This window comes from Gordonia sp. NB41Y (genome assembly GCF_030718915.1).
In the GTDB taxonomy this organism is placed as follows: domain Bacteria; phylum Actinomycetota; class Actinomycetes; order Mycobacteriales; family Mycobacteriaceae; genus Gordonia; species Gordonia desulfuricans.
On the sequence record NZ_CP132196.1, the window covers coordinates 3,418,350 to 3,441,536 of the forward strand.

At 65.9% G+C, this 23,187-nt stretch carries 22 protein-coding genes; 10 read left to right on the forward strand and 12 right to left on the reverse strand.

Going from position 1 to position 23,187, the window contains the following annotated elements:
• Positions 1-5: 5 nt before the first annotated feature.
• Positions 6-707, reverse strand: coding sequence for a histidine phosphatase family protein (locus Q9K23_RS14785; RefSeq protein WP_020790042.1), 702 nt, complete (start codon positions 705-707; stop codon positions 6-8).
• A 128-nt stretch (positions 708-835) separates the two neighbouring features.
• On the reverse strand, positions 836-2,167 hold the full coding sequence (locus Q9K23_RS14790) for an L-serine ammonia-lyase (protein WP_305950174.1): 1,332 nt from the start codon (positions 2,165-2,167) through the stop codon (positions 836-838).
• Positions 2,168-2,392: 225 nt separating this feature from the next.
• Here Q9K23_RS14790 and Q9K23_RS14795 point away from each other — a divergent pair, with 225 nt between their 5' ends.
• Genes Q9K23_RS14795 through Q9K23_RS14815 form a run of 5 tightly spaced genes read left to right on the forward strand, consistent with a single transcriptional unit; the run spans position 2,393 to position 7,169 of the window.
• Positions 2,393-3,796 (forward strand): cytosine permease, encoded by a 1,404-nt coding sequence (locus Q9K23_RS14795; protein WP_020790036.1) that lies wholly within the window; start codon positions 2,393-2,395, stop codon positions 3,794-3,796.
• 13 nt (positions 3,797-3,809) lie between these two features.
• The gene (locus Q9K23_RS14800; protein WP_020790040.1) at positions 3,810-4,301 is read left to right on the forward strand and encodes a RidA family protein; all 492 of its coding nucleotides are present in this window, start codon (positions 3,810-3,812) and stop codon (positions 4,299-4,301) included.
• A 29-nt stretch (positions 4,302-4,330) separates the two neighbouring features.
• Complete coding sequence (locus Q9K23_RS14805; protein ID WP_020790035.1) at positions 4,331-5,821, forward strand: 4-hydroxyphenylacetate 3-hydroxylase N-terminal domain-containing protein; 1,491 nt, start codon at positions 4,331-4,333, stop codon at positions 5,819-5,821.
• On the forward strand, positions 5,821-6,402 hold the full coding sequence (locus tag Q9K23_RS14810) for a flavin reductase family protein (protein ID WP_152972602.1): 582 nt from the start codon (positions 5,821-5,823) through the stop codon (positions 6,400-6,402). Before Q9K23_RS14805 ends, Q9K23_RS14810 begins: the two co-directional genes overlap by 1 nt.
• Entirely contained in the window at positions 6,399-7,169 is a 771-nt protein-coding gene (locus tag Q9K23_RS14815) for a cyclase family protein (protein WP_082365708.1), read from the forward strand. Before Q9K23_RS14810 ends, Q9K23_RS14815 begins: the two co-directional genes overlap by 4 nt.
• A 52-nt stretch (positions 7,170-7,221) precedes the next feature.
• On the opposite strand, the gene Q9K23_RS14820 is transcribed toward Q9K23_RS14815, so the two are convergent.
• The gene (locus tag Q9K23_RS14820; RefSeq protein WP_261977679.1) at positions 7,222-8,343 is read right to left on the reverse strand and encodes a helix-turn-helix domain-containing protein; all 1,122 of its coding nucleotides are present in this window, start codon (positions 8,341-8,343) and stop codon (positions 7,222-7,224) included.
• A gap of 362 nt (positions 8,344-8,705) precedes the next feature.
• On the opposite strand from Q9K23_RS14820, the gene Q9K23_RS14825 reads away from it, so the two are divergent.
• Complete coding sequence (locus Q9K23_RS14825; protein WP_020790700.1) at positions 8,706-9,896, forward strand: M20 family metallopeptidase; 1,191 nt, start codon at positions 8,706-8,708, stop codon at positions 9,894-9,896.
• A 132-nt stretch (positions 9,897-10,028) separates the two neighbouring features.
• On the forward strand, positions 10,029-10,442 hold the full coding sequence (locus Q9K23_RS14830; protein ID WP_053776320.1) for a VOC family protein: 414 nt from the start codon (positions 10,029-10,031) through the stop codon (positions 10,440-10,442).
• On the opposite strand, the gene Q9K23_RS14835 is transcribed toward Q9K23_RS14830, so the two are convergent.
• Positions 10,431-11,456: a sigma-70 family RNA polymerase sigma factor gene (locus Q9K23_RS14835; RefSeq protein ID WP_053776321.1), complete on the reverse strand. Its 1,026-nt coding sequence runs from the start codon at positions 11,454-11,456 to the stop codon at positions 10,431-10,433. The genes Q9K23_RS14830 and Q9K23_RS14835 overlap by 12 nt on opposite strands.
• Positions 11,457-11,832: 376 nt before the next feature.
• Between Q9K23_RS14835 and Q9K23_RS14840 the strand changes: the two genes are divergently transcribed.
• Positions 11,833-13,155, forward strand: a complete 1,323-nt coding sequence (locus tag Q9K23_RS14840) for an ROK family protein (RefSeq protein WP_053776322.1) — start codon at positions 11,833-11,835, stop codon at positions 13,153-13,155.
• Positions 13,156-13,439: 284 nt separating this feature from the next.
• Here the strand turns inward: Q9K23_RS14840 and Q9K23_RS14845 are convergent, their stop codons facing one another.
• The 8 genes from Q9K23_RS14845 to Q9K23_RS14880 all read right to left on the reverse strand — a co-directional run bounded on the left by Q9K23_RS14845 (position 13,440) and on the right by Q9K23_RS14880 (position 22,125).
• Positions 13,440-15,446, reverse strand: a complete 2,007-nt coding sequence (locus tag Q9K23_RS14845; protein WP_020791940.1) for an acetoacetate--CoA ligase — start codon at positions 15,444-15,446, stop codon at positions 13,440-13,442.
• Positions 15,447-15,491: 45 nt separating this feature from the next.
• Positions 15,492-16,415 (reverse strand): VOC family protein, encoded by a 924-nt coding sequence (locus Q9K23_RS14850; protein WP_020791942.1) that lies wholly within the window; start codon positions 16,413-16,415, stop codon positions 15,492-15,494.
• An 18-nt stretch (positions 16,416-16,433) separates the two neighbouring features.
• Positions 16,434-17,312, reverse strand: coding sequence for a fumarylacetoacetate hydrolase family protein (locus tag Q9K23_RS14855; protein ID WP_020791938.1), 879 nt, complete (start codon positions 17,310-17,312; stop codon positions 16,434-16,436).
• Between the two features lie 33 nt (positions 17,313-17,345).
• Positions 17,346-18,551: an acyl-CoA dehydrogenase family protein gene (locus Q9K23_RS14860; RefSeq protein WP_053776323.1), complete on the reverse strand. Its 1,206-nt coding sequence runs from the start codon at positions 18,549-18,551 to the stop codon at positions 17,346-17,348.
• Positions 18,552-18,574: 23 nt separating this feature from the next.
• Positions 18,575-19,093 carry a flavin reductase family protein gene (locus Q9K23_RS14865; RefSeq protein WP_053776324.1) on the reverse strand — a complete coding sequence of 173 codons (519 nt, stop codon included), beginning with the start codon at positions 19,091-19,093 and terminating at the stop codon, positions 18,575-18,577.
• Positions 19,094-19,317: 224 nt separating this feature from the next.
• Positions 19,318-20,112, reverse strand: a complete 795-nt coding sequence (locus Q9K23_RS14870; RefSeq protein ID WP_261977681.1) for an FCD domain-containing protein — start codon at positions 20,110-20,112, stop codon at positions 19,318-19,320.
• 91 nt (positions 20,113-20,203) lie between these two features.
• Positions 20,204-21,073, reverse strand: coding sequence for an ABC transporter permease (locus Q9K23_RS14875; protein ID WP_020792001.1), 870 nt, complete (start codon positions 21,071-21,073; stop codon positions 20,204-20,206).
• Positions 21,070-22,125 (reverse strand): ATP-binding cassette domain-containing protein, encoded by a 1,056-nt coding sequence (locus tag Q9K23_RS14880; RefSeq protein WP_020791999.1) that lies wholly within the window; start codon positions 22,123-22,125, stop codon positions 21,070-21,072. The genes Q9K23_RS14875 and Q9K23_RS14880 overlap by 4 nt, the downstream gene beginning before the upstream one ends.
• Positions 22,126-22,253: 128 nt before the next feature.
• On the opposite strand from Q9K23_RS14880, the gene Q9K23_RS14885 reads away from it, so the two are divergent.
• Together Q9K23_RS14885 and Q9K23_RS14890 are read left to right on the forward strand one after the other, a co-directional pair.
• On the forward strand, positions 22,254-22,658 hold the full coding sequence (locus Q9K23_RS14885) for a carboxymuconolactone decarboxylase family protein (RefSeq protein ID WP_053776325.1): 405 nt from the start codon (positions 22,254-22,256) through the stop codon (positions 22,656-22,658).
• Positions 22,659-22,737: 79 nt separating this feature from the next.
• Positions 22,738-23,139, forward strand: coding sequence for a TOBE domain-containing protein (locus tag Q9K23_RS14890; protein WP_053776326.1), 402 nt, complete (start codon positions 22,738-22,740; stop codon positions 23,137-23,139).
• The last annotated feature ends 48 nt before the right edge of the window (positions 23,140-23,187 follow it).

Sequence of the window (23,187 nt, forward strand, 5' to 3'; positions counted from 1 at the left end):
TGCCGTCACCGGAAGGTGGCGACACCGCCCTCGCGGTCGTCGAGGTGGGCGTGCTCGTTGAACGACACCACCGACACCCCACGACGTCCGACGATCAGCTTGGTGACCGAGGCGTTGACCATCGCGCGTGACACCGCGGGCCACTGCCGTCCGGGAACGTCCCACAGGGCGGCGATCCACTGACTGATCACGCCCGCCGACGACACCACCAGCACCGTCTGACCACTGCCGGCCTGCTCGGTGGCGGTCTGCGCGGCCGCGCCCACCCGGTCGCGGAATCCCGCATAGCTCTCGCCGCCGCTGCCCGCGGTCGGCACGGTGTCGTCGAGGTCGATCCACGCCCCGAGTGCGGCGTCGAGACGCTGCTGATAGTTGCGGCCGTCGGCGTACTCGGCGGCGCTGGCCTCACCGACGAGCGCGGGCAGGGCGTACTCGTTCCACCGCGGGTCGATCAGGGGTGCCGGTGTGGAGTCGAAGGCCGACAGGACTCCGGCGAGCGTGTCGCGCTGACGCGGGAGATCGCCGCAGAACGCCGAGGTGATCTCCCCGGTGCGGGCGGCGAGCAGCTGCCCGGTCAGCTTGGCCTGCAGCACCCCGGTGGGCGTGAGGCCGCCGATCTCACCGGACGCGCTCTGCGATGCGGCATCGACGATGCCGTACGCCTTGGGATCGGCCTGACCGTGCCGGACGAGATAGATCACACCCATGACTGCAGCCTAGTGCTTCTCATGTGAGTCCCAAAATACTTGGGGGGCTGGAGCAGTGCACCAAGGTCGGCCCTGGGCGGTTCGAGATTCGGGTTGATCGCCGCCGGCATTTCCGAATACTGCAGCTGTCAACAGACCGGGACGTTCACGGCGAGCCCACCGAGTGCGGTCTCCTTGTACTTGGAATGCATGTCTTCTCCGACCTGGGCCATGGTCCGGATTGCCGTGTCCAGGGATACGTGATGGTGGCGTGGTCCCTCGTACAGGCTCAGCGTGGCCGCCTGTACGGCGGTCACCGCTGCGATCGCATTGCGCTCGATACAGGGAATCTGAACGAGCCCTCCAACGGGATCGCAGGTCAGCCCCAGGTGGTGTTCGATGCCCATCTCGGCGGCGGCCCCCACCTGTTGAGGTGACCCGCCCATTGCCGCGCACAGGGCGCCGGCCGCCATCGCGCAGGCGGTCCCCACCTCACCCTGGCAGCCCACCTCGGCTCCGGAGATCGAAGCACCGGTCTTGACGATGCCGCCGATCGCCGTGGCGGTCAACAACATCTCGGCAACGCCCTCGGGTGATGCACCTGCGGTACGCGTGTAGTGGTCGATCACTGCAGGCAGGATGCCTGCAGCACCATTGGTCGGTGCCGTCACCACGCGGTTGCCGGCCGCATTCTCCTCGTTGACCGCCAGCGCGGAGAGTTGGATGCGGATCAGGTCGGCTGCGGTCCCGGTCTCCCGCGCTTGCAGGGCAGTGGCGAGATCTGGGGCACGGCGCCGTAGTCCCAAACCGCCAGGAAGCGAGTTGGTCTGGCGTTCCTTGCCTCTGGCGATGCAGTCGCTCATCGCCGACCAGATGGCAGCGGCATCGAGATCTGGTCGATTGCCCAGTCCGATCTCGTTGCGCCTGACCACCTCGGCGATGCTCCACCCTGTGCGCCGGCAGACGCCGACCAGTTCGTCGAAGCTTGCGTACTCGATGTGGACTCGACTGGGCTGAGCCGGTTCCCGGCCCGTCTCGACGATGAAGCCCCCACCTGTCGAGAGGTAGCAGCGCGCCACCAGTGGTATGTCGTCGCCGTCGAGGGCGATCACCTCCATTGCGTTGGGATGAGCGGCGCTCCGGTCCTGCGGGGCGAGGACGATATCCAGCGAACTCAGTGCGACACGTCGTCGGCCGATGGTGATGAACGGGTTGGCGTCCTCTGGCTGCCAGAGACCGTGAACCCGCTGTGGATCGCAATCATGTGGTTGCCAGCCAAGCAGTCCTGCGACGACTGCGTCGGGTGTGCCGTGCCCGATTCCGGTCGCCCCGAGCGCGCCGAGGAGTCTGACCCGGATGCGACTCACTCGGTGTATCGACGACCGCAGCAGGGGGTCTCGGGTGAAGGCGCGAGCAGCACGCATCGGCCCCACCGTGTGGCTGCTGGATGGACCGATACCGATTGTGAACAACTGGTTCATCGGCACATATGACGGCACTGTTTCTCCCGCACTAGCTGAAGTATTCCGCACAGACGCTATCGTGCCTGCTCTGTGCCGTGGGTCGCAACCCGGGCCACACCAGCATGTTTCGTGGATGTTTCGTTCCGGAAAACAGAGACGGCACGGTATTGCACTCTTACCGCACAGCGATAAGTTTGCCGTACAACTTCCTCATGCTTCCCCTCTCGACCCCCGGAGATCCGTATGACACAAACCAACTCGCCGCTGATCGAGGAGCTGACGATTCAGCCCGTGCCGGCCGACAAGCGCACGGGCAGTGCGCGCCACCTGTTCGCCGTCTGGTTCGGCGTCCAGGTCATGCCGCTGACACTGGTCACCGGCGTCCTGGGGCCGACGGTTTTCGGACTCGGCGCAGCAGCATCGATCGTCGCCATCGTCGTCGGTAACCTCATCGGCGCCGTCTTCATGGCCCTTCACTCGGTGCAGGGGGCCAAACTGGGTGTTCCTCAGATGATTCAGGCGCGTGGACAATTCGGGATGTACGGCTCCCTCTTGGTCCTGGTGGTCGTCATCCTCATGTATCTGGGATTCCTGGCCTCGATCATCGTTCTGGCCCGAGATACGTTGGTTGCTCTCGCCCCTGGCCTCGATCCGACACTCGCCCTGGTGATCACGACTGTGGTGGCCCTGGTCGCGGTGGTCTTCGGATATGAACTGATTCACCGCCTCAACCGAATCTTGCTGGTGCTCTTCGCGATAGCCGTCGCGCTCGTCGCCGTCTATGTCCTCAGGGCGGCAGGTTCGGACACGACGGGCACCGTCGCCCAGTCATTCGACCTCATCGGCTTCGTCGGTATGGCCTCGATCGCAGCTGTGTGGCAGATCGCCTATGCCCCATATGTATCGGACTACTCTCGCTATCTTCCTGAAGAGACACCCGCGCGTACCGCATTCGGCTACACCTTCTTCGGTTCGATTCTCGGTGCGATTCCGATGATGGCGCTCGGTGCACTCCTGGTCACCGCTGCTGGTGGAGACGGAACCATCGGACAGTTGGTCGACATCATGCCGGGCCCGGTGTCGGCTTTCGTCCTGGCGATGTTGTTCCTCGGCGCCATCGACGCCGCCGTCATCAATCTCTATGGTCCGGCCTTGTGTACGTTGACTTTCATTCAGACATTCCGTCCGACCTGGTCGCCCGGAGCGGCGGCACGTAACACCGTCGCCACGATCACCGCGGGTATCGCTTTTGTCGTCGCGCTGTTCTTTGCGGACAACTTCTTGGTCAACTACTCGAGCTTCATCCACTTCCTGATGTGTCTGCTCATCCCGTGGAGCGTGGTGAACCTCGTCGACTACTACCTGATTTCGAAGGGGCACTACGACGTTGCCTCCTTCAGTGATGCCAATGCCGGATACGGAAAGTACAACATCCCCGCGCTGGTCACATATGTCGTCGGGTTCGTGGTGCAGATGCCCTTCATGTCGGGGGCGTTCTTCACGGGATGGATCTCGGCGGCAATGGATGGTGTCGACATTTCCTGGCTTGTCGGATCCATCGTCAGCTTCGCGCTCTACCTGGCACTCGTTCGAGCCCGCAGTACCTCGCGTGTCGAGGCCGTGGCATCACCTTCCACGGTCTTCTGAAAGGAGAACCATCATGCAGATCACACCCGCCACCGATTCCCCGGCGCTCGATCACATCATCGGGGACGGAGCCGACCGCCAGCGTTTGATGAACAGCACGTGGACGCACCATATCCCCACACCGTTCGCGCAGGGGTGGCGAGTGGGAAATCTCGTTGTCACCGGAGGCCAGCTATCGGCCGACATGCACGGAAACGTCGTCGGTGAGGGGGACATCGAGGTGCAGACCCGAAATGTGTTCGAGTCACTCACCTCCATTCTCACCGAGGCCGGGGCGACCTGGAGCGACGTCATCAAACTCAACACCTACTACTGCTTCGAGGGTTCCGGCGACGAGGTTCAGCAGAACTGGGAGACCATGACGCGCGTTCGGATGGAGTATCTCCCGGACGACGGTCCTGCGGGGACCGGAGTCCGCGTCGCCGGGCTCATGTACGACGGCTTCCTGATCGAGGTGGAAGCCATCGCCGTCATCACCCGAACCACTCCTGATACCGAAAGCTGAGGCAGATCATGACAATCAGTACCACCGCTATGGCCCTTGACGATGCCACTGCGCACCGGCTCCGCATCCACAAGGTGACCGAACAACTGAACGCGACCGGCGGTCACCTGCTCTCCGGGGACGCCTACAAGGCATCTCTGCGCGACGGACGTCGTGTCATCAGCTCTCAGGGCGAGGACATCGCAGATGTGACCACGCATCCCGACCTGCGCGCGGTCAACACCCTCGCCGCCATCCAAGACGCCCAGTTCGATCCCGCCACGCGGGATGTGCTCACATATGTCGGCGAGGACGGTGGCCGACGTGCCATCGGCTGGCAGGTCCCACGCACCCGTGAGGATCTGATGGCCAAGCGTGAGGCCACTCGGTTCATCACCAGTCAGACCATGGGAATGTACGGTCGACCCAATGACTATGGCGCAATGATGGCATTGGGATTCCTGTCCACCATCGATCGTATCGAGGCCGAGAACCCCGAGTTCGCCCAACATGTCCGTGATTTCGTGGATCTATCCGGAGACCACAATCTCCTGAGCACGGACTTGATCGCCGATCCTCAGTCGGACAAGAGGATTCCTCGAGACAAACGCCCGTCTCAGCTGCGAATCGTCGAGGATCGACCCGATGGCATCGTGGTCTCGGGAGCGAAGGTCGCCGGCAGCATTGGGTCGCTGGCACACTTCTTCACGCTGTCGACGACACTCGGCGGAGGCGTCGGCCCGGAGGCGGCGATCTGGGCAGCGATTCCGGTCAACTCTCCTGGTCTGACCCTGATCCTGCGAGAGCCGACCGCCAAGATGAACGCTCCACGCAGTGACCATCCGCTCGATCATGCCGGGGAGGAGCTCGACCAGACCATCATCTTCGACAACGTCTTCATCCCGCGGGAGTACGTCTTCAGCAAGTACAACCTTGATCTGTTGACGTTGTACTATGAGTCCTGCGCCTACTCGCTCTGGTCTGTGATGACCCGGTTGGCTTTCCGTGCGGAGATGTTCACCGGTGTCGCGCAGGTGATCACGGAGATCCTGGGTACGGACAAGATCCCCGGTGTCCAGGCGGCTGTCGCAGATATCACCCTCTATGCGCAGACACTGAAGGCCTACTCGCTTGCCACCATCCACGAGTCGGTCGAATGGTGTGGTTTGCAGGTGCCGAACCCTGAACTGACCACGGCCGGGCGCCTGTACTCCATCGAGAACTACCCGCGGATCACCTATCAACTGCGGGACCTGTGTGGTCAGGCATTGATCGCACGATGGCCCGAGAAGGTATGGGATCACCCAGAATTCGGTGATCGAATGGCCGAGTTCTTCCCAGGAACCGGAGTCAGCGCCCGAGACAAGAACACCTTCTTCAACTTCGTCTGGGACTTGGTGGCGGGGGCGCATGCCGGACGTGTCGGTCTCTTCGAGAACGTCAATGCCACACCGCCGGCCTTCGTACGGCAACTCGTCTACTCGAAGACCGACCGATCGGCCGCTGCTCGACGTGTCCGTGACTACGTGGGGATCGAGTGATGACCCAGATGGTCCCCGACAAGCGAAATGCGCTCTTGTGGCAGGGGACCGGGCCGGTCTCCGATTCTGTGGCCGCCGAGGACTTCCGCGCATCGATGCGCAAGCTCGCCTGTGGGGTCGTGGTGGTGACAACGTTGACCGACGGGCGCCCATGGGGAGTCACGCTCAGCTCGGTGTCGTCCTTTTCCGCTGATCCGGCAAGAATTTCTTTGTCTGTTGGGAAGAACACTGCGACTGCGCAATTCATCGTCGAGCAGGAGAAGTTCGGGGTCGCGATCCTGTCTGCGGAGGACGAGGCGCTTGCCAGGTCGCTCGCCGCTCCTGGGCAGCCGAAGTTCATTCCGGACGAACAGCTCGATCGACCGAGCGCAGAGTTGGGCGTGCCGGTGATCGCGCAAGCACTCTACAACCTCGAGTGTCGCGTGGCCTACGTCGTGGAGGCGATAGATCACCTGCTCGTCATCGCCGACGTGATCACCGCCCGGATCGGCGCGGGGGCCACCGGGGTCGGACCGTTGACCTTCTACGACAGCACATTCGGTTCATTCACTGCCGCTCATTCGAAAGGTAACCTCACATGACCACCACCGAACGCAGTCAGGTTCCCGCGCTGGGGGCGCAACTCCTCGATGGGAGACCGACGATTGTGGATCTCACCCGACCGATCTATGAAGGGATGCCGATGTGGTTCGGCCATCAACGCACCTTCACTCCGGTCAACCAGACTCACGAGCAGTTCAAGGAAATGTACGGTACGGCGGACGGATTCTATGCTCGGAATCTGGTCATCAGTGAGCATGCCGGAACCCATACCGATGCCACGATCGAGTACGACCCCGCCGGATGCACGATCGACAACACGCCGTTGAGTTACTACTACGGTTCGGCGGTTTGCTTGGATCTGTCACATGTTCAGTTCCAGAGTCCTGACGACGATCACCTCGGGTATGCGGATGTCGCCGCCATCAAGCGTGCAGAAGACAAGCTTGCCGAAGCCGGGCAAGAGATTCGCCCGGGGGACATTATTCTTGCCTGGTTTGACTACGGTGACCGCTGGTTTCCGCAGCGTAAGTACATCGATGAGAATCCAGGATTCTCTTGGGAGGGTGCGGAATACCTCGCGCAGAAGGGGGTGGTGAATATCGGTACGGACTGTAATGCGATCGACAACAGTCTCGACAACACTTTTTCCGGCCATATGGTGTGTAAGAAGTATGGAATTGTCAACACGGAACATCTGACCAATCTGGGGCAGCTGATCAACAAGCGCTTCGACTATTTTGGCCTACCCCTGAACCTCGTCGGAGGCACCGGATCGCCGATCCGCGCTGTCGCGGTGATTGATTGACCGTGGGACCTGGTCGCAGGCAGAGGATCGCCCGACGACACGGTGGACGACATCAGAAAGTGGGTGGAGTGTTCACCCACACTATGCGGGCCGTCGTCGGGCTTCGATTGAAGTAGCTGTGAGGCCGAGTGCTGGTGAAGGTCATCGAGTCGCCGGTACGGAGTTCGATGGTCTCGACTCCGTCGAGCGTCAGCTCGATCTCGCCCTCGATGACAGTCAGGAACTCTTCACCTGCATGGGTCATCGGCTCGCCGCTACCGAACCCTGGTCGTACCGTGACCATTTGGGATTGGAGTACCGTCGAGGACTCGTAGAGATTCTCGATGATGACGCCTTCGGCCCCAAGTGGTAGTCGCTTGCGGCAATCGGCCCGTACCACCGCGCTCTCCTCGGCGGCAGGAACGCCGAGGAGGTCCGGGGTCGTTGTTCCCAGAGCGTGCGCGATCTGGGTGATTCGTCCGATGCTCGGCTTGCTCTGGCCTCGTTCGAAGGAACTGAGCGCTGATGGGCTCATCCCGATCTCACGTGAGAGTTCACGAAGGCTCATGTGCTGACGCTGCCGCAGCGCCTTGGCCCGGGCGCCGAGTACCGGGTTCGCATCGTTGTCGGAATCGGCTGGTTCTGCTGGATGATCGGGATCGGCTCCCAATGCCTGACGGACACCTACCGCTGTCATCGACTTCGAGTCGAAGAGACGTCGGATGCGTTCGAGGCGACGCACGTCGGCGACAGTGAAAAGTCGCTGCCCGGTGGGCGTCCGGTGAGGGCTGATCAGTCTCTCGCTTTCCCACAGCCGAATACGCGACGGCGAGACACCGACCAGTTGAGCGACCTGGCCGATCTTGAGCATTGCTGATGTCTCGCCGTTGCCGTCCGGGCTCGGCGACCGGGATTCAACAGACATGTACTCAGCAAACCTCTCACGAAAGGAGAAAGCACGTTGGCCGCTGTAGATCATATCGTTCTGGTGGCCGAGGACCTCGATCGAGGTGAACGCGTCCTCGCCGATCGGCTCGGCCGGCGCTTCGTCGGTGGCGGTGTCCATCTGGGTGTCGGCACCCGGAATCGGATCATGCCGTTGGGTAACTCGTTTTTGGAACTGGTCACCGTAGAGGACGAATCCCAGGCGGCCACGCATCCATTCGGGCGGCTTGTGGCGGCGGCTCTGGCACATCGCCGAGCATTGGCTGCGTGGGTGGTGCTGGGGACCGCTGCCGGCGAAGCCTCCGTCGAGCTGCGGCGCGAGGGAGCGGCGGTCTGGTTGGTCGGATGTGATCGGGCCATCATGCGCCCAGACATGCCGTTCACGCTGGAACGGCCACCCGGGCAGGAGTTCCCAGGAGGGAACGGGGCGCCCTTGTTGAGATCGATCGAGATCAGCGGCCCGGTGTCGCGTATCGGAGGGCCTGCCCCCGACCACGCCGCAGACACCCCGACCATCTGTCGGCAAGCCGGCCCGCCTGGGCTGATCGCGGTCACCATCATGTCGGGATACGGACCACCGGTCCGTATCGACAGTTCGATATGGGAGCAGATGTGAAGGACGCTGAACTGATTGCGCTGCGTCACGAGTTGCACCGGGTGCCGGAGGTCGGAATGGATCTCCCTGTCACTCAGGGCATTCTTGTGAAGCACTTGCGGGACGCAGGTCTTGAGGTTCGATGTGGGGCGGCGATGACCTCGGTCACCGCGATCGTGCGCGGCGGTGCAGTCGACCGCACACGGCTCGACCAGGTACCTACCGTGCTGGTCCGCTCAGACATGGACGCGCTGCCCATTCAGGAGGAGACCGGCCTGGAATGGGCGGCCACCAACGGGGCGATGCATGCGTGTGGACATGACGTGCACATGGCGGTCGTCGTCGCGGCCGCCATGTCCACCTACGCGAACCGAGACGAACTGAAGGGTGACGTCATCTTCTTCTTCCAACCCGGAGAAGAAGGCCACGGGGGTGCCCAACGTGCCTTGGCCGAAGGGCTGCTCGACGCTGCTGGTGCCAGGCCCCGTGCTGCCCTCGGGCTACATGTGCTGTCGCATCTCCTGTCCCAGGGGGAGATGGCCTCGCGTCCGGGCGCGGTGCTGTCGGGGTCGACCCTCGTCGACATCGTTGTCACCGGTCGGGGAGGCCACGGATCGGCGCCGCATCTCGCGGCCAGTCCGCTGACCGCCGCCGCCGAGATGGTGGGAGCGACGACCGCCGCCGCCGCACACGCTGTGTCGATGTTCGAGCCTTCGACCGTCACATTCGGCGCCCTCCAGGCAGGCGAGGCGCGCAACGTCATCCCCGACAGAGCCGAGTTGTCAGGAGTCATTCGGGCGTTCTCCGAGGCGACAACGAAGACGCTCGAAGGTGTCGTGCGGCGAACCGTCACCGGGATCGCCGCTGCTCACGATGTGACGGTGGAGATCGAACTGCGTCGGGACACGCTTCCGACGATCAGTGACCCGTGCGAATTCGATGCACTGCTCGCGATCGCCGACAAGTACGGCCGTCAGGTCACACGACTGTCTGAACCGGTGAGTATCTCGGAGGACTTCTCCTGGATCCTGAACGAGGTCCCAGGGGTATTCCTGCTGGTCGGTGCCCGAACCTCGGACGAACCGAACCTCCCGTCGAATCACTCGTCGCGAGCGACCTTTTCCGACGTTGTGTTGTCTCCGACGGCCGAGCTGGTGACCAACTGGGTGCGTGAGCGTCTGGAAGGATTTGCCGCCTCGCTCGCATAACGTCACCGACCACCGTGTGCGGCGGCCGTCTCCAGATCGCAGAGGCGGCTGCACCGATGAATTCCACGGCCCCCGTTGGTCATACCCGTGGCGCCCGGGGTGGCCGAGTCCCGCGGGCCGAGGAGGTATGTCGTGTCGCCGACACTGTTCGTCAATCTGGCGGTTGCCGAGATATCGCGTACCCGTGGCTTTTTCAAAGGGCTCGGGTTCGTCTTCGACGAGATGTTCAGCGATGGCTCCACCCTGTGCATGCCGGTCACGCCGAACGCCGTGGTGATGATGCACCGGAGTCACCGGTTCGCGGGATACTCGGCAGGTCCGGTACCCGATCCCGCCGCCGGCCGGGAGACGGTGCTCGCGATCTCGGTGCCCGCGCGCAGCGACGTGGACCGGCGCCTCGACGCCGCGCTGCACTGCGGTGCCACCGTCCTGCGGCCGCCCACCGACCTCGGCTTCCTCTATGCCCGCACGTTCTGCGACCTCGACGGCCACGCCTGGGAGGTGGTGTGGACCGATCCGCGCCGCCCGGCCACGTCAGCCTGCTGAGACCTCGTACGGCACGGCCGGCAGACCGAAGCGGGCGAACTCCGCCTCGAGGTCGTCGCCGAAGAAGGCGACGACGTGGGCGACCTTGCCGGATGGATCGAGGTCGAGGACCTGCAACTGGAACGGGCGATGCACGTCGTCGGGGCCGCGCATGTACAGGCCGAAGGCGGGCTGCCCGTTTGCCGTGGCCGGCAGCAGGATCTGGTCGCCGGCCTTCTCGGCGGGGCAGTTACCCCGGATGAGGGTCGCGATCGACTCGGCCCCCTGATACCACCCGGTGAACGGCGGCATCTCCCAGATCGAGGAGTCGGTGAACATCGCTGCGATCGCGTCGACGTCGTAGCGTTCGAACGCCGAGACATAGCGTGCGAGCAGGTCGCGCGTCGCCGGATCGTCGATGGTGACCGGGGCGTCGGGGTCGGGCCGGTCCGCGCGGAGCTGTTCTCGGGCGCGCTGCAGCAGACTGTTGACCGCCGCGGTGGTGATGCCGATCGCGTCGGCCACCTCGGCAGCCCTCCACTGCAACACATCCCGCAGGATCAGGACGGCACGCTGCCGCTCCGGGAGGTGCTGTAGTGCGGCGATGAAGGCGAGCCGGATCGATTCCCGGGCACCCACCACATATGCCGGGTCGGCGTCGTCGCCCGGGGCGACCTCGTCGACGGTGCCCGCATACGGCTGCAGCCACGGCACCTCGTGGTCTTGCAGCAGCGTGTCGGTGGGGTCGAAGGCGTCGCCGCCCAGCCCCGACGGCAGGGGCCGGCGCCGCGATCCGTCGAGTGCGGTGAGGCAGGTGTTGGTGGCGATCTTGTGCAGCCAGGTGCGGACCGAGGCGCGGTGATCGAACTTCGGATACCCCCGCCAGGCGCGCAGGTAGGTCTCCTGGGTGAGGTCCTCGGCGTCGTGATGCGACCCCGTCATGCGATAGCAGTGGGCGATGATCTCGCGTCGAAAAGGCTCGGTGACCTCCAGGAACTCGCTCTCCGAAGGGCTCGTCTCGGTGCTCGTGGACATGTGATCCAGGCTACGTCGGGCCACCGACACCGGTCGGGGTGTGACGAAGTCACCTCGCTGTCCGGGTTGCCATGCGGTGACGCACGTTGTTAGCTTGACACCCATGCACGCGAACGAGCAGACCCGCATCCCGGAGGTGACCTATATGATCACCGCCCTGGGCTGTCGCCTGCCGTTCGCTCGTGTCCTCTGTTGTTGTCGAATGCGCTGACCAGCCGCTCTCGAGGTGCGTCCGTCGTCGGACGCCGTGCGGCTGCTGTTTCTCCGATCCGCCCCGAAACAACGAACTCGCCGCAGAGTGTCGCCCGACCGGTCGCCGACGACCGGTGTCGGATGCCGACAACCGCCTGCGGTCCACTCCGTGAGGACACGAAACATGACTGCCACCATCGATCACCGCAGCACCGCCACCGTTCCGGCCCCGGCCCGACCGGCACCGCCGCGGATCTCCCGTCCCCGCCCCACCGGTAGCCGGGTCAGCTCACCCCGAACGACCCGCACCCAGGGAGGCCGGCCGATTCACGTCGCGACCCCGCAGCTCGAACTCTCCACCAAGCCGGCGGCGCTGGTCCTGCGCACCGCCCGGCTCTCGGGCCCGCTGTTCCGGGACGAGGCCGCCGAACTCACCGGTCTGTCCATCTCCACCGTCAACCGCCAGGTCGGCACCTTGCTCAAGGCCGGGCTGCTGCGTGAGCGCGCCGACCTCGCCCCGGCCGGCGCCATCGGCCGTCCGCGTCTGCCGTTCGAGCTGAACGTTGCCGACTACCTGACCCTCGGCATCCACATCGGTTTCAAGGTCACCTCGATCACCACCCACGACCTGCTGCACCGCGTCGTCGGCGCCATCCAGATCCCCACCCCGGTCGCCGAGTCGCCGGAGCAGACACTCACCGCGATCGGCGACAGTGCGCGCCGCTTCCTCGGCCGCTGGAACAACCGTCGCATCCTGTGGGCCGGGGTCGCCGTGGGCGGCCGCGTCGCCTCCGGTGGCTTCGTCGACCACCCGCGTCTGGGTTGGACCAATGCGCCGGTCGGGCGGATCATCGCCGAGTCGGTGGGCCTGCCGGTGTCGGTGGCCTCGCATGTCGAGGCGATGGCCGCCGCCGAGCTCGTGGTGAACCCGGGCACGGTCACCGACGACGATTCGCAGCGCGCGAGCTTCCTCTACTTCTACGCCCGTGAGATGGTCGGTATCGCCTTCAGTGTCGACGGCACCGTGCACACCCCGGCTGCCGGTCCGCCGGTGATCGGGCACTTCCCGGCTGCGGGCACCACCCTGCTAGACCCCAATCGCACCGGTCGGCTCGAGCCCGCGGTGAGCGACACCGGCGTCGTCGAGGCGGCGCAGTCGCTGAATCTTCCGGTGGAGGATGTCGACGGGGTGATCGCGCTCGCCCGTGCCGGTGATCCGACCGCGCAGGCGCTGCTCGAGGAGCGCGCCGAGGTCCTCGGCCGGACCGTCGCCCTGATCGCCGACATCTTCAATCCCGATCACGTCATCCTGGGCGGTCAGGCGTTCACTGACTACCCGTCCACCCTCCCGGCCGTGGCAGCGGCCATCCGGGGGACCTCGGTGGTCGCCAATCGTGATGTGCGCGTGTCACATTCGGGTGCCTCTGTCCAGCAGCAGGCAGCCGGTGCGGTCTCGCTGGACGCGGTCTACAGCGACCCCATCGCAGCACTCGCCGCGACGGAGTGACCGACTCGATCCCCCGTTCTCCGGACGGTGGGTCGGGTGCGTCCGTCGTCGTCGACTCTTCCTCTTCCTCCTCCTCCCGAAAGTAGGGGAAGGTGACTTTCCCCTACTTTCGTGGCCTTCCCCGGATTTCAACTAGGGGAGGGTGGCGAAACTAGGGGAGGAGCAGCCTTCCCCTGGTTTCGGGAGGCGGGCGCGGCGATGGGCGCGGGCGCGGGCGCGGTGTGTGTTGCGGTTCGGGGCGTCGGCGACTTTCCCGTATTTTCGTGGCCTTCCTCGGGTTTCAACTAGGGGAGGGTGGCGAAACCAGGGGAAGAGCAACCTTCCCCTGGTTTCGGGGAGGGGGCGAACCGTTCGAAGTGCTGGAGGGCGGCGGGGTCGTCGACGGTGTCGGCGCCGACGACCTCACTCATGGCCGCTCCCTGGATGATCCGTTTCACCGGGATCTCGAGCTTCTTGCCCGTGCGGGTGTGGGGGATCGCGGGGACCGCGATGATCGCGTCCGGGACGTGGCGCGGGGATGCGTTGGTGCGCAACGCCTCGACGATCCGCCCTCGCAGCGCGTCATCGAGGACATACCCCTCGGCGACCACGACGAACAGCGGCATCCAGTACCGGCCGTCGTCGAGTTCGGCTCCGATGACGAGGGATTCGCCGATCTCGGGGAACGGGTCGACGACGGCGTAGATGTCGGCGCTGCCCAGCCGCACGCCCTGCCGGTTCAGGGTGGCGTCCGACCGTCCGGAGACCACGACCGAACCCCTGCCGGTGATGGTGATCCAGTCGCCGTGCCGCCACACTCCGGGATAGGTGTCGAAGTAGGCGTTCCGGTATCGCCGGCCATCCGGGTCGTTCCAGAATGCGACGGGCATCGACGGCATGGGGGATGCGATGACGAGCTCGCCGACTTCGTCGACCACGTTCTCGCCCAACCGGTTCCAGGCCTGCAGATCGACGCCGAGCAGCGGCGCGGAGATCTCGCCGGGCCACACCGGGGTGGTGGGGGCGCTGCCCGCGAACCCGCTGACCACATCGGTGCCACCGGTGGTGGAGGTGAGCTGGATGTGCGGGCCGACATTGTCGTGGACCCACCGGTATGCATGTGCCGGCAGAGGCGCACCGGTGGACCCGATCGACCGCAACGCCGACAGGTCGACGTCGACATCCGGTCGGACACCGGCGGTTTCGGACGCGGCGAGATAGCCCGGGCTCACCCCGAGGACGGTCACCCGGTGCTCGGCGGCGATCTCCCACAGCCGCGACGGCGTCGGATGGCCGGGCGCGCCGTCGTAGAGGACGACGGTGGCGCCGGTGAGCAGGCCGGACGCGACGAGATTCCACATCATCCAGTTGGTCGTGGTGAACCAGAAGAACCGGTCGCCGGGCCCGAGGTCGTTGTGCAGGCCGAGCAGCCTCGCGTGGTCGAGGGTGACGCCACCGTGCGAGTGCATGATCCCCTTGGGGACACCTGTGGTGCCGGAGGAGAACAGCACCCACAGGGGTTCGTTGAACTCGACCCGCTCGAAGACGGGCTCGGCCGGGGTCGAGATCACCTCGTCCCACAACCCCACGGGCACAGGCTGATCGGGAAGGCCGCCGGAGTGGACCCGGGGGACGTGTAGGACCGCGCGCAGCCGGGGCATCGACGCCGCGAGCGCGGTGGTCTGGTCCCGGCGATCGTGGGTCCTGCCGTTCCAGCGGTACCCGTCGGCGGCGATCAGGACGACCGGATCGAGCTGCCCCAATCGTGCTGTGGCACCGTCGGAACCGTAGTCCTGACCGCATGCCGACCAGATCGCGCCGAGTCCGGTGGTGGCCAGCATGCCGACGAGTGCGGCCGGCGAGTTCGGCAGGTAGCCGACCACCCGATCCCCTGGCCCGACCCCTTGCTCGCGCAGCCACCGCTGCACCGCACCGACCATGCCGCGCAGTTGCTCCCACGACACCGCCGTGGTGGTCCCGCCCTCGTCGACCGCGACCACCGCGGTGCCCTCGCCCCGGTGCCGGAGCATGTTCTCGGCATAGTTGACACGTGCACCCGGGAACCAGCGTGCACCCGGCATGACCGGATCCGGCAGGACGTCGGCCGGTATCCCGTCGACGAGGATGTCGAAATGGTCGACCACGGCAGACCAGAAGTCCTTCGGATGATCGACCGACCATCGCCACAGGTCGGGATATGACGGAAACCGTTGTCCGGTCGACGTTTCCACCCGTTCGGTGAAGGCGTGGAGCCGGGTGGCGGGGAGGGCGTCCGGGTCGGGCTGCCAGATCGGGTGGGGTGAGGAACTCATGGCGGTGTCCTTGACGTGCTGGGGGTGGGAACCGTGGACGTGGCGTCAGGCCGCGCTGTGTGCCCCGGTCATGAGGGCCGCGAGGTCCTCGGGCTGCAGGAACGACGGCGGCGGCGGAGGTCCCCAGCTGAACAGACCCCGCGCCCCCTCGACGATCTCGGGGGTCCACAGCTGGTCGTCGACGATCGAGTCCATGTCGGAGTAGTACTCGCTGAAGTTGCCGGCCGGATCCTTGAGGTACCAGAAGAAGTTCGAGCCCGCGTAGTGACGGCCGAGGCCCCACACGTGGCGATCCGGATCGGCCTCCAGCATGCGCATCGCGCCCCGACCCACCTCGTCCACGTCGTCGACCTGCCACGACGTGTGATGCAGGAAGTTCACCGGCGCCTGCTGCACCAGCACATTGTGGTGGTCGGTGGAGCAGCGCAGGAAGGCGGCGAGTCCCGGGACCTCGTCACTGATCTTGAATCCGAGTCCGTGCGTGAAGAACCGTTGGGTGACAGCGTGATCGGTACTGCCGATCACCGCATGACCCAGTTTGCGCGGCCGGATCGGTCCGTCTCGCAGCACGCCGGGTGCGCGGCAGGTCTCGCGCTCGAGCCGGCCCGGACCGTTGTACGGTGTGCCCTCGACGGGTGACTGGGTGACACGGGGCGCGACCTCGACGCTCACCGTCACCCCGGTGGCGGCCTCGACGGCGGTGATCCGGGTTGCGTCGCCCTGGTAGGGGATGTCGAGTCCGGTCAGGTTGTGTGTGATGCGCTCGAGGTCGTCGGGGTGGTCGGCACCGACGGTCATCGCGACCAGACGGCGGGACGGTGTTTCGACGATCCGCAGCTGCCGTCCGCCGTCGGCGGTGGAGAACCAGCCGTCGGGTCCGGGGGCGAGCCCGAATTCGGTGTAGTACTGCGATGTCTCGGCGACATTCGGCACACCGATGGTGACCGAGGCGAGTCGATGAAGGGACATGATGATTCTCCTGTTCGGCTAGTCGGTTGCCCGGCCGGCGGCGACGAAGGTCTGGTGCAGCGAGCCGATGCCGGTGATCCAGCTGTCGAGACGCTCGCCCGGCTGCAGGAAGCGCTGTGGCTGCCGGCCCGCACCGACACCGGCCGGGGTGCCGGTGAAGATCACGTCGCCGGGGTAGAGGGTGACCGAACGCGACAACCCGGCGACGAGCTCGGGCACCGAGAAGATCAGGTCGCGGGTACGGCCCTTCTGCATTTCCTCACCGTCGATGGTGCAACCGAGTTCGAGATCGTCGCGGTCGCGCAGCTGATCCGGGGTGACCAGCCACGGACCCTGGGGAGAGAATCCCGGGAACGACTTGCCCAGGCCGAACTGCGGTGCCGGACCGCGTGTCTGGGTGATCCGCTCGGAGATGTCCTGCCCGACGGTGAGACCGGCGATGTGATCCCAGGCGTCGTCGGCGGACACCTCGTGTGTCTGGCGGCCGATGATCGCGACGAGCTCGACCTCCCAGTCGACGGACCCGCCGTCGGGGATGGTGACGGTGGTGTCGGGTCCGGAGAAGCTCGACACGTACTTGGTGAAGACAGGCGGAAGGTGTTCCGGTGACTCGAATCCCGACTCCGAGGCATGCGCGTGATAGTTGAGTCCCACCGCGAAGACCTGCCTCGGCCGGGGTGACGGTGCGGCCAGTCGGGCACGATCGAGCGGTGTCGACGTCGCCGCCGGGATGTCGAGGTCCTGTGCCCACGAGAGGAGCTCGGACCAGTTGTCGTACAGGGAATCCGGATCCGGACCGAAGCGTCCGGCGGAGGCGGTGGCGAGATCGATCACCCGCTCGTCACCGTCCTCGCCGATCACCAGGGCGGCGCGGTTGTCGTGGTTGGCGATACGCATGTGAGTTGCTCCTCAGGGTTTCGGGGGTGGCCGTCAGATCATCGGGGTGATCGGTTCGTCGACGCCGAGCAGCGCCTTGCCGTACGCCTCGTAGCTCACCGCCGGCGAGACGATCGCATGGCGGGCGGCGGTGGCGGAGTCACGCCAGGTCCGTTGCAGCGGACTGAATTCCGCGAAGGAACCGGCCCCGTGTGCCGAGAGCAGGATGTCGATGGCGCGGGTGATGCAGTCGGCGACGTAGCCGGTGTCCGAGCGCACGCGCGCACGCACCAGGTGGTCGGGGTACTCGCCGCGGGCGGCGGCCTCGTCGATGTCGGCGGCCGCGCGGTAGGCGTGCAGATGTGCGGTGTCGATGAGCCGGGACGCCTCGGCGACCTGCAGCTGGAAGGCCGTCGACTCCTTCTGTGAGTCGAAGAAGGTGTACGAGATGGGCTTTCGGGCTGCCTTCTCGACGACGAAGTCGAGGGCGGCGCGTCCCATACCGAGCTGCGGGCCGACCAGGACCAGGGCCAGCATGGGGATCAGCGCCGAGCGATAGAGCACCTCGTCGGTGTGCGGGGTGGGGTAGTGGCCCTCGATGGCGGGCGGCACACTCATGACCCGGTGATCCGGGACGAAGACGTCCTCGGCGATCAGGCAGTTGCTGCCCGATGCCCGCATACCCGCGACGAACCAGGTGTCCTCGAATCCGAGGTCGGTGCGCGGGATCAGGGCACAACCCTGGTCGACGACGGCACCGTCGGCGTCGGTGATCGGGATGCCCATGACCGCCCAGGTGCAGTGATGTGAGCCGGAGTTGTAGTACCACTTGCCGTTCACCCGGTAGCCGCCGTCGACCTTGCGTGTCTCGGCGGTGGGGGCGAGCACCCCCGACACCCGGGCGTCGGGATCGGCGCCGAACACCTCGTCCTGTGCCTCCTGTGACATCAGGCCGACCAGCCAGTTGCAGACATTGGTGAGCGTGACGACCCAGCTCGTTCCACCGTCGGCCTCGGCGACGACGGCCGACACGTCGAGCATCGTGCGCATCGACGTCTCGTATCCGCCATAGCGTTTCGGCACCGACAGGCGGAACAGTCCGGCGTCGGTGAGTGCCTGGATGCTCTCGGCGACGACGCGCCGGTCGCGTTCTCCCTGGGCGCTGTTGGCGGCGAGCAGAGGCTTGAGTTCGGTTGCCCGGGCGACGAGTTCGGCATCGCTGGGGACGGCCTGGGTGGGGTTGGGGGCGGTGATGGTCATTGTTTCTCCTGGTGGGGGGTGCGTCAGACGGCGCAGGCGGTGATCTGGTCGACGATGGTGGGGCGAGGGCGGGCGGCGTACCGCGAGTGCGTGCCGAAGGTCCGGTGGGCGTAGACGAGTGGGGGCCGGTGCACCGACGCGGCGCGGGTGACGGTGCCGACGAGGAGCAGGTGATCGCCTGCCTCGACGGTCTGGGTCACGTCGCAGGACGCCCAGCCGGCGATGTCGTCGAGGCGGGGGAGCCCGTCGCACGTCGACCACCCGGTGGTGCCGAACCGGTCGACGCCGCGTGAGGCGAAGGCCGTGGCGACGTCGTCCTGCGTGGCGCTGAGCACGTTGACGCCGAATCGGCCGGTGGCGCGGATGCGGCCCAGCAGCTGTGAGTTCTGGTCGAGGGCGATCGAGAGCAGCGCCGGCCGCAGTGACAGCGATGCGAGTGAGCTGACCGTGGCGCCGTGCGGACCGTCGGCGTCGCCGGTGGTGATGACGGTGACGGGTGCGCACACCCCGGCCATCAGGTCGCGGAACTCCTGGGTGAGCATCGTCGACCACCTCCTAATAAGTAATGATTAATTGCGTAGGTCACATCATGACGGTGATGTGGATCACCTGTCAAGGGATTGATCGTATTGATCATGATTGTTTTTCTGAGGCAGGGAAATGCCTGATCAGAGGTGTTGTCGAGAAGGTCGCGAACGTCCGGAACGCCGGGGTCGGGCGAAAAGCGGTGTGCGGGTACCGGGGCCGAGGCGGCGGGGTTCGCCGGTCAGTCGGCGGAGGCGGGCGCCCGCAGGATCATCGTCGGGTCGGTCCGGCAGAGCGCGTCGACGGCGGCGTCGGCGTCATGCGCGGCGAGCGCGTCGACCAGCTGTTCGACGACGTCGGCGAGGCGGTCGAGGTACACCGGCGTGCGGCCGTCGACGGCCTCGAGCTGGGCGCGGAGATGGGATGTGCCGACGTCCATGATGCTGAGGTAGAGGCTGTTGAGCAGTTGACTGTGGCCGACGCTCGCGAGGTGTTCGTGAACGTGCCATGCCGCCCAGACGAAGCCGGAGATGTCGTGCTCGTCGCGCGTCCGGCGCATGTGGTCGACACGCGTGCGCATCTCGCGCACGTCGTCGTCGGTCAGCATCGAGAGTGCCTCGGTCACGACGAGAGGTGCGATCGCATCGCGGATCTGGATCGATTCGGCGAGCGCCGAGCTGTCCTCGGCGGCGGATCGGAACCACCCGTTCATCCGCGACAGCGGCGAGGGGTCGGCGGCGAAGATCCCGCCGCCGGGGCCCGGTCGAGAGGTGATCACCCCGCGTTCCAGCGCGAGCTTGATGGCCTCGTTGACGGTGCCGACCGACACCCTGGTGATCTGGCGGATGTCGTCCTTGCTGCCGATCCGCTCGCCCGCCGGCGTCCCGGCGGCCAGGCGCGCTATCTGGTTGGCGGCCTGCTCGGCGCGGGAGAGGCCGATCGAGACGGTGCCCGGCAGGTTGATCGGGCGTCGCCACATCTCCGGCGTGTAGGCCGGGATGTCGGGTGCCCCCGAGTCGGGGTCGTCGTCGGACACCGTTCGATCGTAGCCATGTCGATCATGATGGATCGCCGCGACCTGCGGCGGAGCCGTGCCCGGTGTGAAGTCCTGACCGGTGCGGGGCTGATCAGTCGGCGGTCCGGCGGTTGTAGCCGCGTACGGCGAACGGGGCGAACACGGCGGTCAGGACGATCGCCCAGATCAGGGTGGCGAGCTCGGGATGGCGCATCGGCCAGGCGGCGGTCTCGGCGGCCTCCGGCCCGTTGCCCCACAGGATGCGCATGGCCTGCACGAGCGCCGACAACGGATTCCATTCGGCGATCGCGCGCAGCCACGGCTGCATGTTGGCGGTGGGGACGAAGGCATTGGACACGAAGGTCAGCGGGAACAGCAGGGTGAACATGAACCCGTTGACCGCCTCGACCGATCGCAGCCAGGAGCCGATGAGCACACCGAACCAGATCATCCCGAAACCGAACAGCAGCACCAGGGCGAAACCCAGGATGCCCTCGCCGACCGACGTGGTGATCCGCCAGCCGATGATCAGCCCCGTCACCGCCATCACGACGATGCCGATCGAGGAGTGGATCAGGCTGGCGATACTGCGGCCGACGAGCACCGAGGAGCGTCGGATCGGCAGCGAGCGGAAGCGGTCGACGATCCCCTTCTCGATGTCGGCGGTGATGCCGGTGGCCACGATGAACGCGGTGAACACGATGGTCTGCCCCATGATGCCGGGCAGCAGGTACTCCTTGTAGCTCACGCCGGGCACACCGAGGCTGATCGCCGGTCCGAAGACGTAGGCGAACAGCACCACGAACATGATCGGCTGGATCGTGACGTCGGAGAGCATCTCCGGCATGCGGCGGGTGTGGATCAGGTTGCGGCGAACCATGATCCAGGATTGCTGCCAGATGTTGGTCTGATGGATCGCAGGTGCCGAGGCCGGCGATCGCGGCGCGGATGCTGAGGTCGAGGTGGCGGCGGTGGCGGTCATGCGGATTCCCCCTTGGTGGAGGCGGTCGGGTGGGCGGCGCCGGAGGTATCTGCGCCGGAGTTGTCTGCGGTGTCCGCTTGGGCACGATGTCCGGTGAGCGAGAGGAACACGTCGTCGAGGCTCGGCCGGGCGAGGCCGAGATCGTCGACACCGATCTGTGATTCGTCGAACCAGCCGGCGATCCGGGTCAGATCCGACAGTCCCGAGGCCGGGGTGGTGACGGTGCGTGAGGCGGCGTCGACGAAGACCTCCTGGCCGTGCCGGGACAACAGTTCGCGTGCCGGTTCGAGATCGGAGTCCGCCGACACGGTGACCACCACACTCGCCGCCCCGGCCTGCTGTTTGAGTTGCAGTGGGGTGCCGTGCGCGATGATCGTGCCGCGGTCGATGACGACGATGTCGTCGGCGAGCTGGTCCGCCTCCTCCAGGTACTGCGTGGTGAGCAGCAGTGTGGTGCCGCCGTCGACCAGTTCCCGCAACACATCCCACAACTCGTTGCGGCTGCGCGGATCCAGTCCGGTGGTCGGCTCGTCGAGGAACAGCACCGGTGGTGCGGCGAGCAGACTCACGGCGAGGTCGAGTCGTCGGCGCATACCGCCGGAGTACGACTTGACCTGTTTGTTGCCGGCGTCGGTGAGGGAGAACTGCTCGAGCAGGCGGTCGCTGCGTTCGGCGAGTTCCCGGCGGCGGATTCCGTAGAGGCCGCCGATCATCCGGAGATTCTCGCGGCCGGTCAGGATCTCGTCGACGGTGGCCGCCTGGCCGGTCAGGCCCATGTGCCGGCGGACCTCCTCCGGGTCGTCGCGGATGTCGAACCCGGCGATGCGGGCGGTACCCGAGGTCGGCTCGGACAGCGTGGTCATCATGCGGACGATGGTGGTCTTCCCGGCGCCGTTGGGGCCGAGCAGTCCCAGGACCGATCCCTGGGGGACGGAGAACGAGACACCGTCGACGGCGGTGAACTCACCGAAGGTCTTCACGAGGTCGACGGCCTCGATCGCGGGGGTGTCGGAGCCGATGGCCCCGGTCTCGACTGCTGGTTGTGCGGTCATGTTTCTCCAGGCTAGGGAGGCGCGGGTCGGGGCGCCAGCGATTTTCGGTGAGCTGTCCTCGATACAGACCACCACACTCGGCAGAACTCATCGGCAGATCGCCGCCGCAGGTCTGCGACCATGAACGAATGCCAAGCGACAGTTTTGATCACGATTCCGAATCATTCGAGAACGGCCTGCGGGTGCGGCGCGCGGTGATGGGCGACGACTTCGTCGACGCGGCACTCGCGCGGACCGACGGAACCGCCTCGGCGACGCTGCAGCAGTTCGTCACCGAACATGTGTGGGATGCGGTGTGGAACCGGGAGGGACTCGAGCGGCGGGACCGCAGCCTGCTCAACATCGGCATCCTCACCGCGTTGCGTGCGCACGAGGAACTCGTCGGGCATGTCCGTGGCGCGCTCACCAACGGACTCACCCAGGAGGAGATCGTCGAGGCGATCGTGCACACCGCGGGGTATTGCGGTGCGCCCGCGGCGTTGTCGGCGATGAAGGTGGCCCAGCAGGTCTTCGACGCTCACAACGCGTCCTGACGCGAGTGAGGCGTCCCAAGGTTCCGTGTTTGCGGACCTAGAACTGACATCTGTCCGCAAGTGCGGTTAGGGTACCCGCATGGTCGCAATCAGGATCAAAGAAGCGGCGGCGCTGCTCGGGGTCAGTGACGACACCGTGCGCCGGTGGATCGGTGCAGGGGCACTGACGGCCACCAGCGCCGAGGGCGCGACCACCGTCGACGGTGCCGAACTGGCCGCACTCGCGGCCGACCGTGCCCGCGACCCGGGAGGCGACGACGACCGTGTGCTGACGTCGGCCCGCAATCGCTTCACCGGTCTGGTCACCGACGTCGAGATGGACGGGGTGATGGCCAAGGTCGGCCTGCAGTGCGGGCCGTTCACGGTGACCTCACTGATGAGTGCCGAGGCCGCTCGTGAACTCGGCCTCGAACCCGGCGTGATCGCCAGCGCGGTGGTCAAGGCGACCACCGTGATCGTCGAGCGCGACGCGCACCGCTGACGCCGCCCGGCGTCGGACACCACCATGGACAGTTGTCGAGGGAGAAGC